This is a genomic window from Acinetobacter sp. CIP 101966, assembly GCF_000369725.1.
Lineage (GTDB): Bacteria > Pseudomonadota > Gammaproteobacteria > Pseudomonadales > Moraxellaceae > Acinetobacter > Acinetobacter lwoffii_Q.
Genome location: NZ_KB850160.1, coordinates 1495387 through 1511122, shown reverse-complemented (window position 1 = coordinate 1511122; position 15736 = coordinate 1495387). Strand labels below are relative to the sequence as shown.

Here is a 15736-nt window from a genome sequence, read left to right as displayed (position 1 = left end):
TTAAGTCAATTCTCTCTATGCTTTAAGGCGCTTTGGGCGGTGTGTTCTTGGTTTCTGGATCAATCTCATGTGCCATGGTGGCTTTAGGCATCATCAAAGGTTCATTCAGATTACTTTCATGTAACCATTCACGCCAGATTGCAAGCAGCACAGCCAGAATCACCGGGCCAATAAACACTCCGACCAGACCAAAACTGGCAATACCACCCAAGACTCCAAACATGATCAGCAGGAATGGAATCTGGGTTGCACCAGAAATTACCAGTGGACGAATCACGTTATCGGCAGTACTGACAATACAGACACCCCACACCATGACCCCGATAGCCTCAATGGTTTGTCCTTGTGAAAACAGCCATAACGCCACCGCACTATAGGCGAGGGGTGGGCCAAAGGGAATCAGGGCAAAAATAAAGGTCACAATGGTTAAAACCATCGGATTCGGCACACCTGCAACAAAATAGCTCAGACCTGCCAATAAGGACTGTGCAATCGCAGTCAAACCAACCCCATAGACTACGGCACGTGTAGTCGCAGAGATGGTGGAAAAATAATGATGTACACGTGGACCGACCACCATTTCAAAGGCTTTACGCACCTGATTTAAAATGGTCTGACCATCACGGTAGAAGAAAAACAGCGAAAGTACCGCAAAACATAATTTAAAGATGTTTTTGCTGACTTCATTCAACACCACTTTGCCGTAATTCAGATGACCTTGAATCCAGGTCGATACCGACAGTGCAATACTCTGTGGATCAGTGTTGATTTCATTTAAGGTTCGGGTAATTTCCTTGCCCACAATCGGAAGCCCGCGAATAAAATCAGGGACATTCAGGTGACCGGAAAAGACCTGTCGCTGCAATTCAAAATACAGGTTACGACCTTCGTGCTGCAGCATGAAAATGGCGAAAATAAACGGCAGACCAAAGACCAGAATCACGGCCAAGATCATTACGGTTGCACTCAATGTCGGTCGATTGCCGCACAAGCGTAACACCGACTGATACAGCGGCCAAGTCATATAGGCAATAATTGCTGCCCAAACTACAGGAATGATGAAATACTTGAGTATATGAAAACTCAAAAAAATCAGGATAAAGAACAATCCAAATAATAAGACTTTTTGTAATGTAGGCGCGTACTGTTGCACTGAATTTAATGACTCATTTTTTAGGTCGTGTTCAGGCATATTAACTGAAAAAAAAGCGATCGAAAATGATAGCTAGCCAAGTAGCGAGATTATTTTCCCAAAGCTATACCACGATTCAGATGATTGACTCAAAACCACTGACTCGGATCATCAATAATGGCATTCAGTACCGGTTGCCATTGAGCCTGCAGTTCCCGGTAGATTTTCTGAGGTTTATCAAAGACGGACAGGCCTTCCATAGCCAGTCGGCTATAAGGGGCACGTTCCGAAATCCAGGCCACTGGCTGCTGGTCGATCTTGTCAAAAAACTGCTGTATGTCCTGATTGCTGGCTGCATTTGCTTTGGTGCGATTGGCCAAAAGTAAAATTTCAACCTTGCCCTTACGGATGCGTTTAATATCCTGCAAATGCTTGAGAAAACGGCGGGTCGAATCGATATCAAAAAAAGAAGGCTGGATCGGGATGATAATCGCATGTGCTTCACTGATCAGCTGTTCGGCATGATCATCGGTCAAAGCACCTGGTGCATCAATAATCAGGTATTCGATCTGTTTCGGCGCATCACCAATGGACTTGCTATTGCGCCAGTCCAGACTCTGGATCTGCGCTGCCTGTGCCGGACGATGCTTGAGCCATTGCAATGTTGATTTCTGGTTGTCGGCATCGGCCAATGCCACCTTATAACCCTTTTGTGCGAGTGCTGACGCCAAACTAATGGCTGTCATGGTTTTGCCACAACCGCCTTTCTGATTCGCAACTAAAATTGTTTTCATGACTCAAGGTGATTTTATTCTGTTCCGGCCTAGCATATCATTCTTTTCAAGTATGCAAATGGCCGAAGTCCTCAACTTCAGTCGAATGCGATGCTATAAAAATCAGGCAAATTAGGAAGATTGAATGTCCATATGGATGGCCATGTTGATTGGCGCATGTATCGGGGTGGTATTGACCACTATTATTTTAAGTCAGACGCGCAATGGACGGATCAAGGCCGAATATGAGCAGTATATTGCCGAGCTGGAACTAGAGCATCAGCAGTCCCTCATTGCCGCGCAAAAACGCAGCGTGAATACCAGCCGTGCAGTTCTCAAAGGAAAAATGGCGGAACAGCTCGCGCCGATCATGCCGGAATTTCAATATCTGCCGAGTGATGCCAAGTTTCTGGGTGATCCGGTGGATTATGTGGTCTTTGATGGTTATACCGATTTTCGTGATGGCGAAGGCGACGCTGAAGATATTGAAGTGGTTTTGATTGACATTAAAAGTGGCGGAGCACGTCTGACCAAAGGCCAGCAAGCCATTGCCCGTGCGGTTCAGGAAGGGCGGGTACGTTTTGAAACCATTCGGATTGATTTTCAGGATTGACCAAAATCCAGTGAAGAATAAAAAATTATGCAAAAATTACTGATCACTGCGCTGCTGTTTATGCTAGGACTCTGGGTGTGGAATGAATTTTTTCGTGCCATTCCGCATCTGCAAGAAAAGGGCGTACTTAAAAACTTTAAAGTAGAACCCGTTAAGCGCATTTCCGCGACTTATATTGTGCATGATCACCGTTTCGTAAAACCTGATCGTCGGGTGCTGCATCAGGCCAGCCCTGTGGTGGGGCATTTTAATGATCTGGCCTATCTGAGTAATATTGATGTGCTGTTGCTGACTCAACCGCTGCCCGCTATACAGGCAAAACTGGAGTTTGATGAAGCAAAACGCTGCTATCAGCTCGAAGGACAAACCAATAAAGCGGAGCGTGACTTCGTCAATACGCATGTACAGTATTTTAGTCTGATTGCTGCCACTGAAAAAATTGCCGATCAGATTCGCCGGCTAAAATCGGGGCAGAAAATCACGCTCACTGGTGATCTGGTGACAGTTCATTCAGGCACGACTGGACAAGAATTCCGGGTCGGGACGGGCTCTGAATATCGTGCTCATTGTCAGTTGCTGCAAGTAACCCACCTTCAGCCACACTAAATATAAGATGGTCGTAAATTAGCTTCCTAGTTTACGAACACGTGCTAACAACATACGTTGGCCAATCTTGGGTATACCTTCCGCATCTACATAATTTAAAGTTTCTATTTCAAAACCGGTTTCCAGCAAGGCGGTCTCAATATCCCGATTCAGATGACAGCCATCTGCGACTTTCTTTTGAATGGGAGTGAGTAAATGTTGTAGACGCTGAATATTTAAATTTTGTCGATTCAGAACATGTTCGACCACATGTAAAGTCCCACCCGGTTGTAGCACACGATAAATTTCCTGCAGGCTCTGTTCCAGCTCTGCAATACTACAAAGCGTCCAGGTAGATACAATATTTTCCAGACTATTTTCGGCAAAAGGTAAAGCTTCTGCACTGGCCTGAATATGTTCGACCTGAAAAGCGGCCTGTTGAATTCGTGATTCTGCCAGTTTGAAGATCGTCGGGTTTGGTTCTAGTGCATAGACCTTATCAACCGATTGATAAAAAGGCAGATTCAGGCCGGTACCAAAACCAATTTCCAGTACTTCACCGGAAATATCCAAAAGTAGTTCACGACGCAAGTCCATCAAGGATGGCGTTTGCATCACTTGATTCAGCAGATGCGGAAAGATATGTTGTTGATAAAGTTTATACAGCATTTGAGTTATTTTAATTTGATGGAAATACGTTCTAGCTTAACTGAAAAATAAAATGACAGGCATATCTCGAGCTGACTAAATACGTGCAGTTTGTTACCAAGTTCAACTGTTTATTCATTAAAAAATCCGTAAGATCAAGGAAGATATCCTTAAAACGTTTGATCAACTTGATTAGGATTAGATTAAAAATTATGCTCAAATACTTTAAACATTATGCTTTGCTGGCCAGCCTGTTGCTGCCTATTTCGGGCTATAGCTCGGTCGACCACAATATTGCCAAAGGTTTGCCTCCTGTCGTTAAAGGCCAGTCAATTTCGGTCTTGCAGCCCTTTAAAGGTGATTTCCGTATTCTGGGTTCCAAGGTTTATAGTTCTGACCCGCAAGCCAAATTCTCTCCGATTGATTATGCCGTCAGTTGGGGGCTGTTTGCTGAACCTGAAATTGCCCGACATATCACAGTGAATCAATATGACCGTTATTTAAACTGGAAAATGGATCGGGTGCCAGTGCCGGTAGAACAAGCCAAGCAGATGGTGTCCAATATGCATATCATTCCTGCCAATCCTGAAATTGCCAAGGCAATTAAAAAAGTAAAGCGTGGCGATCTGGTGCGTATGCAAGGGGAACTGGTTGAAGTGCGTGACAAAGATCTGGTCTGGAAATCGTCTTTAACGCCGACCGATACGGGTGATGGTGCCTGTGAAGTTTTCCGCGTCAGTTCCATTAAGTGGATTGAAAAAGTCGGTAAGAGCTAAAACAGACATCCTATACACTTCTGAGTTGTATAAAAAACCGCTCCTTTGAGCGGTTTTTTTTATCTGCTTAGTACTTACTTCGCAGTTAAAGCCTGACCTTCAAAGGCAATTCCATCCCAGCCATTGAGCATAAACTGGCGGATATTCTGATGATCAGTCGCCTCTGGCGTCGCCAGTACAGAAGCATAATGCTCAGCAAACAGGCTTAAGGTCTGTGCCTGATCCAGACCATTTAATTGTGCAAAAGAAAAGACTTTGGCGCTGCCCTGGTTTTCTGTGGCCGCATTATTCTGCTGGCCATTTTTAAATGCAGTCGGTGTATGCGTATAACGCGATTCGATATAAGTAATCACATCTGCAAATTTTGCTTCGCCTGCTGCCAACTGGGCCAATAAATCCTGTGCCATGCTGTTTTTCCTGTGCCATTCATGAAAATTGGATGCAATAAATATAGCAATTTTCTTGCGAAGTTCCATGGTATTTCATTGATTTTCGGTTCAAGATAACAGTGAAATTTATCCATGCTGAATATGAAACTTTGGATAAAATAAACTTGATCAATAAATAGAACAGGAAAAAATATGGGCTGGCTTTGGGTGGCAATGGGTGGGGCAATCGGTGCCAGTCTGCGTTATGCAGCAGGACTTTGGCTGTTCAAACCACAAATGCAATTTCCTTGGCCCACCTGGTGGATCAATATTTTAGGCTGTTTATGTGCCGGGATTTTTTTTGCCTGTAGCCAAAAATATCCAGTACTCCAACAAGAAGCTCGTCTGTTTTTAATGGTGGGAATTCTCGGTGGTTTTACCACATTTTCCAGTTTCGGTCTGGAAAGCTTTTTGTTATTCAAGCAAGGTGCTATGGGCCTAGCGCTGTTATATGCATTATCCAGCTTAATTGTCGGCATTATTGTTCTGGCGCTGGGCTTTTATTTAACTTCAATCGTATTGGCACAGAGTTAAAATAAGCGCATAAAAAAGTCAGGAAATTGGAGGTCATTTCCTGACATAAACCACGATTTAAATCTTAAGATAATCGAGGGTTTTCGGTTTTAACCACGTTTAAAGCGGCCAAAACGTTTGTTAAAGCTCGCCACACGTCCTTCATTGCTGGTCTGACGTTGCTCACCCGTATAGAAAGGATGTGATGCACTCGAAATATCTAGTGTTACATAAGGATATGTTTTACCTTGATATTCTTTAGTTTGGCTCGAGTTCATCGTGCTGCCAATTACGAAATAGGCATCGGCATTGGTATCATGGAATAATACTTCACGATACTCAGGATGGATATCTGAACGCATATCTAATTTCCTCATGACTCTTGATTAAATGTTATAATGTAACATTTGATATTTCAAGTAATCTAGGGTTACAGCGTGTAAGCCTATCGTCTCAACTTAGCTTCGACTCGGCACCAGTTCTTCAAATACATCACTTAAATCATCGTGTACTTTGAGATGAATCAGGTTCCAGTATTGTCCTGAAATTGTCCGGTTCACCATCAAGGTATCAGGAGAAGGCTTAAATACATCCCAATATTTCAACGAAGGTTTCAGTAACTCCATCCCATCATGATGCGCTGAGTTTTCGGCAAAATCATAGTGAGTGACCAGAGGACGCATGAGCACTTCCAGCCATTGTTCATACAATTCTTTCGGGAATTTTCCAGTTTCAGTCAAGGAATGCAGCGCATCCAGCTGTTGCTCGATCACGGGAATATTCTTCTCGCGTGCCGCATGGATTAGTTCCCTAAAATGTCCAATCACTTCAGTCGATAAGGTTTTAACGCCACCATAATCATAAACAATCACAGAGCCATCTTCACGAAATGCAAAGTTACCCGGATGTGGGTCACAGTGAAAGCGTTTCAGATAAAAAATTTCCTGACCAATGGCGCGGAAGAGGCGGCGGCCTAAAGCATTTCGGGTTTCGAGTGGCCAAGTGCTGGCAGTTTCAATACTTTCACCAAGCTCCTGGCTCAAAGTCAGAATATGACGTGAAGAGTACTCATGAAACACTTTCGGAATTATAATTTTACTATCCAGAGATTCATGGAAGGCACGGGCGATTTCCAGATTCTGGGCTTCAATTTCATAGTTCAACTCATTGTCCAGACTGTGCTGAATTTCTTTAAATAATTGATCTTGAAGTTTACGATCAATCTTTAATACGCCCATCATGCGCAGTGCCAGACGAACTTGCTTCAGGTCGCTTTCGCAGGCTTCATCCACACCAGGATATTGCACCTTGACTACAACTTGCTGGCCATTCGGTAGAGTGGCTTTATGCACCTGACCAATCGAGGCCGCGGCAAATGGCTGTTCATCAAACTGCTGGAACAGCTGCTGTAAAGGTTTACCCAATTCTTTTTCTACTTGTGCCTGAATTTCTTTAAACGGCATGGGTGGCGCCTGACGCTGTAATTTAGCAATGGCTTTAGCGACTTCGGGCGGGAAAACGTCTTTATATTGAGAGGCGATCTGGCCAACTTTCATGACTGCGCCTTTCATTTCCCCCAAGGTATCCGCAATCTGCACACCAATATCCTGAAATAATTTACTGCGCGCAGTGTTTTTCTGCTCGTCATCGGCAGTTAAATTTTTAATGGAATTGGAGAGGGTTTTACCTGCAATACTTGCGGTCATTCCGGCAAGTTTCATAAAGCGACGACCGGGTGTGCTAGCCGTTTTTGCCATGCGAGATTCCTTGAAACCAACTATGAATGGATGTATTTGATCATAGGTGACAAAGGTTCAATTGCCTAGATTTAATTGTAGAGGTTGTGTTGTGATTTCCTTCAGCTTCTCCATGTTTAATGCATCATCTTTGATTTGTTAAAAGATTTATCTTTATTGCTTGCGTTTAAACTATAAGAATATGCCGGAATCCATCATCGTTTTAGATAAGACCGAGTACTAATTCTGAATGTTGTTTTATAGCTAAAAGCTTAAAATAAACAGATTGCTGTAATGAAGAAAATTCAATGAAAGTCTATCGATATTTTACTGGGAAGGATGATGTGCATTTTTGTGCGCGGGTGACCCGTGCCTTAAATGAGGGTTATGAGCTATATGGTTCACCCACCATGGCTTTTAATGGTACGGATGTAATTGTGGGGCAGGTGGTGACCAAAGATGTGGCGGATGAATCGGAGATTCCACAAGGATTGAAGGAGGCTTTGGGAGCTAATTCTTAACTTCTACATCGAAATTAGAATGCTCAAGGCTATGCTCTCATCTTTTATTTTTATGCTGTCGCATCGGCAATTTTTACTTTTGTCATGGCAAAAGTAACAGAACAGTTTCGTTGATCTGATGCTACTTCCCTGTATCACAGCTCAACGGTGACATCCATGTCACCTACCCAATATTTAAGATTGCTTGAAAGTCGCTAAGTTTTTACACCTTTAAGCTTAAACGTCTGTTATTGCTATAGAGTCGTGCCAGCAATAAAACACAGGCAACACTTAAACCCACGATCAGGCCAACCCAAACACCGGCAGCGCCCATCTCGGTAAAGCGGGATAAATATACTCCAACCGGGAAGGCGATGATCCAGTAAGCCAGCATGGTAATCCACATCGGCCCCTTGGTATCCTGCATGCCGCGCAGACAACCTGCCGCACTGATCTGCCAGGCATCCATCAGCTGATAGGCAATGGCAAACAGAATCAGATACACCGCAATTTGGGTCACGATCATATCTGAGGTGTAGAGCGCCACGATTTCATTGCGGAAAACCCAAAGCAGAATCATGGTCAGGATCGCCAGAATAGTGGCAGTAATCAGGCCGAGATATTGCACTTTACGCATGGCTTGCCAGTTCTGTTCACCATAGTAAGTGCCGACCCGAATGGTCAGGGCAATTGCCAGTGACATGGGAATCATGAACAGTTGTGAAGTGACAGAAATAGCAATCTGATGGGCAGCGACAATGGTCTCTCCCAAGGGACTCAGCACAATTGCTGCTGTACTGAAAATACTGACCTCAAAGAAGATCGCCAATCCAATCGGAAAACCCAGTTGCAGAATACGCTTCACCCATTCCGGGTTGATTTTTTCCCAATGAGTAAAAGGCTGGGTACGTTGATAGGCCTTATTCTTAAAGATATACAATGCCAGAGTCATGAGCATTAACCACTGCAAAATCGCTGTGGCAAACCCACAGCCTGCACTGCCCAGGGCCGGAACAGGGCCAATACCATACATAAAGATATAGTTCAGCGGAACCAGCAAAACCAGCGCCAATAAACTAATCACGGTGACCGGGCGAGGATTTCCAATCGCTTCTGAGTAGCCGCGTAAGGCTGCATACATGGTTACCGCAGGCATACCAAAACCAATGGCATGCAGGAATAAACTGGCTTTAGGCTGTAAGCTTTCCGGTACACCCAAGAGTGGCAAAGTGGCGGGCAGGAGTTGCAAAATCAAGCCGGCAATTACCCCAAGAATCAGGGCGACCCAAAGTGATTGACGTGCAATGGTGGCAATTTTTTCAGGTGTGCGTGCGCCGTTAGCTTCGGCAACCAAAGGCGTCGTGGCAATCATAATGCCACTAAACAGCAGCATCACCGGAATCCAGAGTCCTACTCCGACGGCAATCGCGGCAAGATCGGTAGCAGACAGATGACCGGCCATAATGGTATCAATCAGGCCCAGACCAGCCTGAGAAAATTGGGTTACCAGAATAGGCAGCATCAGATGAAACAGTTTTTTTAATTCAAAACCAAAGGTTGTGACTGGTGAAACATTCGACACAAAAATTACTCATCGTGATCATGTGCTTAAATAGAAGGTTTAGCGTTGTAAAGTGAGAAGCACACCAATAAAAATTACCACGCCGCCTAAAAGACGTTGCCAATTAATCGGCATTTTTTCATTACCCAATAATCCCAGATGATCGACCAGCATCGACATCACCATCTGACCAAAAATAATGAGACCGCTAAGAACCAGAAAGCCAAGTTTGGGCGCTGCATAAATGCTCATGCTAATCGCGTATACACCCACGATGCCCCCGAGCCATAAATACCAGGGAACACTCATCAGTTCCTGTAAACCGGGTTTGGGATTGGACTGAAAAAGTACGATTACGGCGAGCACTATTGTACCAATCAAAAAGGAAAAAAATGCAGCTTGAATAGGAGAATATAAATATTCTTTTAGTTGTGTATTAATTGCGGTCTGGAGTGTCAATAAAACACCGATTGCAAAAACCAAAGGAAGTAAAATAATAAATTGAGAAGATATTTTCATAATTTTAACTGACTAATTCTATTTAAATTTTTAGGCATATCACACGATCAAATTTAATTTTAGCAGTGTTGCCGCCGAGTCATGTTAAAATTCCGCTATATCTTGTAATCGTTTTTGAGTAGTTCTTTGGCTGAATTGAATCCTGCTGCTGTCCCTTTGTCCTTATATATTCATATGCCTTGGTGTGTGCGCAAATGTCCTTATTGTGACTTCAATTCGCATGCGGTTCCGGATGGTCAATTATCACTGGAATTGGAACAGGAATATTTACGAGCACTGGTGGAAGACTTTAAAACTCAGGTCGATTTTGCCCAAGGCCGGCAGATTCACAGTGTCTTTATTGGTGGGGGGACGCCGTCACTGATTTCTGCCCTAGGCTATCAATGGTTATTTGATCAGCTCAAAGCCGTTATTCCCTTTGCCGAAGGCTGTGAGATTACGCTGGAAGCCAATCCCGGCACAGTCGAACATGATCCGTTTGCCGGTTATTTGCAGGCCGGAATTAACCGTCTGTCGATTGGGGTACAGAGTTTTAATACCGAGCATCTCAAGCGTTTGGGACGGATTCACAGCAATGAAGATGCGATTTCTGCCATTGGGCTGGCACGTGAAGCTGGGTTTCAGCGGATTAATGTCGACTTGATGCATGGTTTGCCTGAACAGACCTTGGATCAGGCTTTGCATGATTTAAAATTGGCCGTGGAACAGGGTGCTACGCATATTTCTTGGTATCAACTGACGATTGAACCCAATACGGTATTTTTCCGGACTCAACCGATTTTGCCTGTCGATGAAGTATTGGAAGATATTCAAGAGCAGGGTGAGCTCTACTTAAAAGCGCAGGGTTTTATCAACTATGAAGTTTCGGCTTGGTGTAAAGAACTGCCTTCAGCACATAATCTGAATTACTGGCAGTTTGGTGATTATCTGGCGATTGGTGCCGGAGCACATGGCAAAGTCACTCAGCCGGATGGCGTGTATCGGTTCCAGAAAACCCGTTTACCTAAAGACTACTTAGCCAAAGTACCTGCTGAACATCTGCAGTTTAAGCGGATTGAAGATGCCGACATGCCATTTGAATTTATGATGAATGCGTTACGTTTAAATCACGGCGTGGAAGCCAAGCTCTATGCAGAACGTACTGGCCTGAGTCTGGATCGCTTGAATGAGTTGCTGAGTTCTTTGCGTGACAGAAAGTTAATGGTCGATGATCAAGATCGTCTTTCATGTACCGAGCAGGGGCATATCTTTTTAAATTCGGTACTGGAAGAATTTCTTTAATTATTTAATTTCCCCATTGTTCTAAAAGAAACCCTAATAGGATTCTATTGGGTTTTTTTATTGTCTTAAATAAAATGCCTAAATTCTGATTGACGCTTTCTTAGAGAGAAGTTTTCTGAGAATATTCAAAGATTAAATTAAATGAATATTATAATTTCTAGAGGGTGGGCAGGTGGATATATTATGGGATTTTCAACAGCTGGATTTAACTAATACCCGATTCTTTATTTTTGATAGTAAAAGTGATCATCTGGTTTATGAAGATCGGGACTTTAAAGAATATCATTGGGATCAGTCTAAATATAATCGAGTCAGGGAAGGGGATTTCTTTTTATATCGACGACCGCAAAAAGCCTCTGAAATTAAAAATCAATTCTATCTTTATGGTGCAGGCCGTATAGCCAAGATTATTGCACCTACTGCCATTCCTCAAAATCATCAAAAACGCCGAACCAAACCGGTCTTTGCGAAAGTGATCGATGGTATACGTTTTATAGATCCTATTCTGCAGTCCGATTTGGAAGATTTTCAATGGACTTTTAAACCACGCGGAAATACTTGGGAATATTTTTTTCAACAATATGGCATGAATGAGATCACGGCAGATGATTTTTGGCGATTACTTAAATTAGCAGGAATAGGCGAAAAACAGGATGCTTTGTTAGATACGCATTTACGTCAAGAAATCCTCGATTATAGTGTTGAAGATCAATATGCCAATGTAAAAGTTCGCGGTTCGCCACACCAGGAATTTGCTTTACAAGTTAAACTTAATTATCAATATCAATGTGCGATCTCTGGTATTAAGACCAAAGCCTTTTTAGTGGCTTCTCATATCGTACCTTGGTCTGAAAATCAGGTACATAGAAGAAATCCGCGTAATGGAATTTGTTTATCTTCTTTATTGGATCAAGCTTTCGATCAGGGATTTATCACGCTAGATAAAGGGCTTAAAGTGTGTCTTGCGAATCAAGCCAAGCAAGATGCGAGTTTATACGCCTATTTAAAACTTTGGTGGTGTTTCAAAAAGTATGCTGAAAAAAACAATATGGCTTTTGATAAAATAGAGGTATGAAAATAACGCTACAAATCAAATGTCCTACCTGTCTAAGTAACAATATAAAGAGAAATGGCATCAAAGTAGATGGGAAACAAAACCATCAATGCAAAGATTGCAAACGTCAGTTTATTGGTGATCATGCATTAAGCTATCAAGGATGTAACTCAGGTATTACCGGCAAGATATTACATTTAATGGTCAGAGGAAGCGGTGTAAGAGATATTGCTGAAGTCGAGCGTATCAGCATTGGCAAGGTATTACGAACCTTAAGTGAATCGATCTATCAGATTCAGCCTAAACAAAGCCACTACGAATGTCTTGAAGTCGATGAACTTTGGACTTTTGTAGGGAATAAGAAAAATAAACAATGGCTTATTTATGCCTACCATCGAGAATCTGGAGAAGTTGTTGCTTATGTTTGGGGTAAGCGGGATTTAGCAACGGTTCAACGTCTTAAAGCTAGACTTAAAAAGCTTGGGGTTCAATATGCTGGAATTGCGAGTGATCACTGGGATAGTTTTATCACAGCATTTCAATGTTGCAAGCAAGTGATCGGTAAGTTTTTTACCGTCGGTATTGAAGGTAACAACTGTAGAATTCGTCATCGAATCAGGCGTGGATTTAGGAGAAGTTGCAACTTTTCTAAAAAGCTCGAAAATCATTTTAAAGCCTTTGATTTGACTTTCTTTTACCTTAATAACGGATTTGTTTAACGCCAGCATACTTTTTGAAACACCACCAAAACTTTATCACGGTAAACGAATCGACGTACCAAAACGTTTTGCCCCTGATCCGGTATTTTTAGCCTGGCATAGAGCACACCGGTTTTTAGAACAACCCAATGATCTTTAAAAGCGAGCGGCATGAGAGAAATGATAGGCACAAAAAAAGCACTCTAAGAGTGCTTTTTTCAATATCTTGCTTCTAAATTATAGAGCAACGATATTTACAGCTGTCGGGCCTTTTTGACCTTGAGCTACGCTGAAAGAAACCTTTTGGCCTTCAACTAAAGTTTTGAAACCTGAACCAGTGATTTCGCTGAAATGAGCGAAAACATCTGGACCTGATTCTTGTTGAATGAAACCAAAACCTTTAGTTTCGTTGAACCATTTTACTGTACCGTTAACTGTATTAGACATAATATAACCTATTGAATCGTATGAATTTATAGCCAAAATTTCAGATGACTAACTGTAACTTTGAAAAATAAAAAGGATGGAGCTTTTTGATCTGTAATACGAAGGTTTATGACTAAAACTGCGATACTTAAAAGAAGACTAACCAAAACAAGAATTTTTCTAGTTGGGATTATCATACCGCTTATTTTGAGATATACAAGCGTTTTATTTGGCTAATTTATTAGGATGTTGAAAAATATAAAATTAAATTTGTATATTTTCTATCCAGAAAGGTTTTTTAAGTTAAACAAGGGTATCTACATCAATAAAAAGAGCGCCGAAGCGCCCTTTTTAACTCAATTTACAGCTTAGTAGTCAAAGCTAAAGTGTTCTGGTGCCAGTGCCGTCATGGTTTTAGAGGGATTCACCATCGCTTCTGCGTGACCTTGAGTACGTGGCAGAATACGTTCAAAGTAGAAATCAGCAGTTTTGATTTTCGCTTTATAGAATTCTGGAACTTCCGTACCGTCATTAGAAGCTAGTTTGGCTGAAGCGACTGCTGCTTGCTGTGCCCAGAAGTAGGCCATCATCACATAACCGGAGAACATCAGGAAATCGACTGATGCAGAAGAAACGATGTCGCGGTCCTTACGTGCAGCCAGCATGATACGCACAGTTAGTGCATTCCACTGTGCACAGAGCTTGGTTAAATCCCAGGCAAAGCGGCGCATATATTTATTACGTGCATGCTGACCGCAGAATTTCAGGATTTCAGCAGTGTAATCACGAATAACTTTACCTTTTGATGTCAACAGCACTTTACGGCCAATCAGATCCAGTGCCTGAACACCTGTTGTGCCTTCATACAGGGTAGAGATACGTGAGTCACGTACGATCTGTTCCATGCCCCATTCTTTGATATAGCCATGTCCACCGAAGACTTGCATACCGTGATTTGATGCCTCATAACCCATTTCGGTCAGGAAGCCTTTCAGGATTGGAGTATAGAACCCAAGATGGTCATCATGCTGTTCAAATGCTGCAGTATCGCCACGCAGCAAAGCATCATTCATGTTGTCGGCAATTTTTGCTGCATGATAAATCATGGCACGGCCACCTTCAGCAATGGCTTTTTGCGTCAATAGCATACGGCGGACATCAGCATGGTGAATGATCGCATCCGCTACTTTTTCCGGATCTTTTTTGCCAGACAGGGCGCGCATTGACATACGCTCTTTGGCATACGGTAAAGCACCCTGGAATGACAATTCAGCATGACAAATACCCTGAATCGCAGTACCAATACGCGCCGTGTTCATAAAGGTGAACATAGCGTGCAAGCCTTTATTCGGTTCGCCAATCAGGTAGCCAGTCGCATTGTCAAAATTCAGTACAGCCGTTGCTGAAGCGCGAATCCCCATTTTGTGTTCAATCGAACCGCAGTTCACTGGATTACGCTCGCCGATCCCGCCATCTGCAGCAGCAATAAATTTCGGTACGATAAACAGAGAAATCCCTTTGGTACCTTGCGGCGCATCTGGAAGGCGTGCCAGTACGATATGTACGATATTTTCAGTCAGGTCGTGCTCACCTGCGGAAATAAAGATTTTGGTGCCTGAAATGGCATAGCTGCCATCTTCTTTCGGCTCTGCTTTGGTCTTAACTTGACCCAAGTCAGTACCACATTGCGGCTCAGTCAGACACATGGTGCCCGCCCAAGTTCCTGCAACTAAGTGAGGCAGATACGTGTTTTTCTGCTCATCGGTACCATATTGCATGATAGTGTTGATACAACCCACACTTAAACCCGGATACATCTGGAATGACCAGTTTGCAGTCCCCATCATTTCCGATTTGATCAGGTTTAAAGACATTGGCAGGTTTTGGCCACCAAATTCTTCAGGATAAGACAGACCTTGCCAGCCACCTTGTACGAACTGGTCGTAAGCTTCTTTAAAGCCTTTCGGTGTTTTTACTTCGCCATTTTCAAAATGACAGCCTTCTTCATCACCGCTTTGATTCAACGGCGACAGTACATTTTCACAGAAATCTGCAGCGCCTTCTAAGATCATATCTACCGTGTCGGCATCGGCATATTCACCATTCGACAAATTCTGGTAGTGCGCAGGGTAGTCAAGCACTTCATTCATAAGGAAGCGAATGTCGTGTAAAGGGGCTTTATATGCTGGCATGCGTTTAATCCTGATTGAAATTAGTTTTGGATTATCTGTATCGATTCTTTGATTATTCACATTCGGGATAAAAAAACATTGATGAATTCAGTGAATAAAAATGTCAGAAAAGCTAATCGATTTTTAAGGCTAATGAATGAAATCATCGAATTTCATCATTAGGTGTTTACATTACAGGAAGATTAAAAACTTGTTATATCAATGGAATTTAATGAGTTAAAAGGTGATTTGTCCAATATATTTTTGTATGAATTGTGCTTGGATTCAGGTGGCAAAATAACTCATTTTAAAATGTCATTAA

Annotated in this window: 19 protein-coding genes; 8 read left to right on the top strand and 11 right to left on the bottom strand. The window is 42.7% G+C overall.

Annotated features, from left to right (window positions below; all coding sequences use genetic code 11):
* Positions 1-22 precede the first annotated feature (22 nt).
* Both F891_RS13410 and F891_RS13405 read right to left on the bottom strand, forming a co-directional pair.
* Positions 23-1153 (bottom strand): AI-2E family transporter, encoded by a 1131-nt coding sequence (locus tag F891_RS13410; RefSeq protein ID WP_392390354.1) that lies wholly within the window; start codon positions 1151-1153, stop codon positions 23-25.
* A 128-nt stretch (positions 1154-1281) separates the two neighbouring features.
* Positions 1282-1926, bottom strand: coding sequence for a ParA family protein (locus tag F891_RS13405; RefSeq protein WP_004281566.1), 645 nt, complete (start codon positions 1924-1926; stop codon positions 1282-1284).
* Positions 1927-2050: 124 nt separating this feature from the next.
* On the opposite strand from F891_RS13405, the gene F891_RS13400 reads away from it, so the two are divergent.
* Positions 2051-2518 (top strand): Holliday junction resolvase-like protein, encoded by a 468-nt coding sequence (locus tag F891_RS13400; RefSeq protein ID WP_004645008.1) that lies wholly within the window; start codon positions 2051-2053, stop codon positions 2516-2518.
* 27 nt (positions 2519-2545) lie between these two features.
* Positions 2546-3124, top strand: coding sequence for a hypothetical protein (locus tag F891_RS13395; RefSeq protein WP_004732353.1), 579 nt, complete (start codon positions 2546-2548; stop codon positions 3122-3124).
* Positions 3125-3142: 18 nt separating this feature from the next.
* Here F891_RS13395 and F891_RS13390 read toward each other — a convergent pair whose 3' ends face one another.
* Positions 3143-3772 carry a class I SAM-dependent methyltransferase gene (locus tag F891_RS13390; RefSeq protein ID WP_004732352.1) on the bottom strand — a complete coding sequence of 210 codons (630 nt, stop codon included), beginning with the start codon at positions 3770-3772 and terminating at the stop codon, positions 3143-3145.
* 191 nt (positions 3773-3963) lie between these two features.
* On the opposite strand from F891_RS13390, the gene F891_RS13385 reads away from it, so the two are divergent.
* On the top strand, positions 3964-4527 hold the full coding sequence (locus F891_RS13385) for a hypothetical protein (protein WP_005101258.1): 564 nt from the start codon (positions 3964-3966) through the stop codon (positions 4525-4527).
* 74 nt (positions 4528-4601) lie between these two features.
* On the opposite strand, the gene F891_RS13380 is transcribed toward F891_RS13385, so the two are convergent.
* Positions 4602-4934, bottom strand: coding sequence for a HopJ type III effector protein (locus F891_RS13380; protein ID WP_005101257.1), 333 nt, complete (start codon positions 4932-4934; stop codon positions 4602-4604).
* Between the two features lie 174 nt (positions 4935-5108).
* Between F891_RS13380 and crcB the strand changes: the two genes are divergently transcribed.
* A complete protein-coding gene (crcB, locus tag F891_RS13375) occupies positions 5109-5489 on the top strand; it encodes a fluoride efflux transporter CrcB (RefSeq protein ID WP_005101255.1) in 381 nt (126 codons plus the stop codon).
* Between the two features lie 89 nt (positions 5490-5578).
* Here the strand turns inward: crcB and F891_RS13370 are convergent, their stop codons facing one another.
* Together F891_RS13370 and F891_RS13365 are read right to left on the bottom strand one after the other, a co-directional pair.
* Positions 5579-5830, bottom strand: a complete 252-nt coding sequence (locus F891_RS13370; RefSeq protein ID WP_004732342.1) for a type B 50S ribosomal protein L31 — start codon at positions 5828-5830, stop codon at positions 5579-5581.
* A 96-nt stretch (positions 5831-5926) separates the two neighbouring features.
* A complete protein-coding gene (locus F891_RS13365) occupies positions 5927-7225 on the bottom strand; it encodes an ABC1 kinase family protein (protein WP_005263799.1) in 1299 nt (432 codons plus the stop codon).
* Positions 7226-7512: 287 nt separating this feature from the next.
* Here F891_RS13365 and F891_RS13360 point away from each other — a divergent pair, with 287 nt between their 5' ends.
* Positions 7513-7725, top strand: coding sequence for a DUF1737 domain-containing protein (locus F891_RS13360; RefSeq protein WP_005108569.1), 213 nt, complete (start codon positions 7513-7515; stop codon positions 7723-7725).
* 202 nt (positions 7726-7927) lie between these two features.
* Here the strand turns inward: F891_RS13360 and F891_RS13355 are convergent, their stop codons facing one another.
* Together F891_RS13355 and F891_RS13350 are read right to left on the bottom strand one after the other, a co-directional pair.
* Positions 7928-9286, bottom strand: a complete 1359-nt coding sequence (locus F891_RS13355) for an MATE family efflux transporter (RefSeq protein ID WP_005263798.1) — start codon at positions 9284-9286, stop codon at positions 7928-7930.
* A gap of 39 nt (positions 9287-9325) precedes the next feature.
* Positions 9326-9784, bottom strand: coding sequence for a DMT family transporter (locus tag F891_RS13350; protein ID WP_005263797.1), 459 nt, complete (start codon positions 9782-9784; stop codon positions 9326-9328).
* 126 nt (positions 9785-9910) lie between these two features.
* Here F891_RS13350 and hemW point away from each other — a divergent pair, with 126 nt between their 5' ends.
* The 3 genes from hemW to F891_RS13335 all read left to right on the top strand — a co-directional run bounded on the left by hemW (position 9911) and on the right by F891_RS13335 (position 12838).
* Positions 9911-11065 (top strand): radical SAM family heme chaperone HemW, encoded by a 1155-nt coding sequence (gene hemW / locus F891_RS13345; RefSeq protein ID WP_005263796.1) that lies wholly within the window; start codon positions 9911-9913, stop codon positions 11063-11065.
* Positions 11066-11237: 172 nt separating this feature from the next.
* Positions 11238-12140 (top strand): HNH endonuclease, encoded by a 903-nt coding sequence (locus F891_RS13340; protein ID WP_005263794.1) that lies wholly within the window; start codon positions 11238-11240, stop codon positions 12138-12140.
* The gene (locus tag F891_RS13335; RefSeq protein ID WP_005263793.1) at positions 12137-12838 is read left to right on the top strand and encodes an IS1 family transposase; all 702 of its coding nucleotides are present in this window, start codon (positions 12137-12139) and stop codon (positions 12836-12838) included. Before F891_RS13340 ends, F891_RS13335 begins: the two co-directional genes overlap by 4 nt.
* Here F891_RS13335 and F891_RS18120 read toward each other — a convergent pair.
* The 3 genes from F891_RS18120 to F891_RS13325 all read right to left on the bottom strand — a co-directional run bounded on the left by F891_RS18120 (position 12835) and on the right by F891_RS13325 (position 15435).
* Positions 12835-13008 carry a hypothetical protein gene (locus tag F891_RS18120; protein WP_171066350.1) on the bottom strand — a complete coding sequence of 58 codons (174 nt, stop codon included), beginning with the start codon at positions 13006-13008 and terminating at the stop codon, positions 12835-12837. The genes F891_RS13335 and F891_RS18120 overlap by 4 nt on opposite strands.
* 46 nt (positions 13009-13054) lie before the next feature.
* Positions 13055-13264: a cold-shock protein gene (locus F891_RS13330; protein ID WP_004281542.1), complete on the bottom strand. Its 210-nt coding sequence runs from the start codon at positions 13262-13264 to the stop codon at positions 13055-13057.
* Between the two features lie 347 nt (positions 13265-13611).
* On the bottom strand, positions 13612-15435 hold the full coding sequence (locus F891_RS13325; protein WP_005249863.1) for an acyl-CoA dehydrogenase C-terminal domain-containing protein: 1824 nt from the start codon (positions 15433-15435) through the stop codon (positions 13612-13614).
* Positions 15436-15736 lie beyond the last annotated feature (301 nt).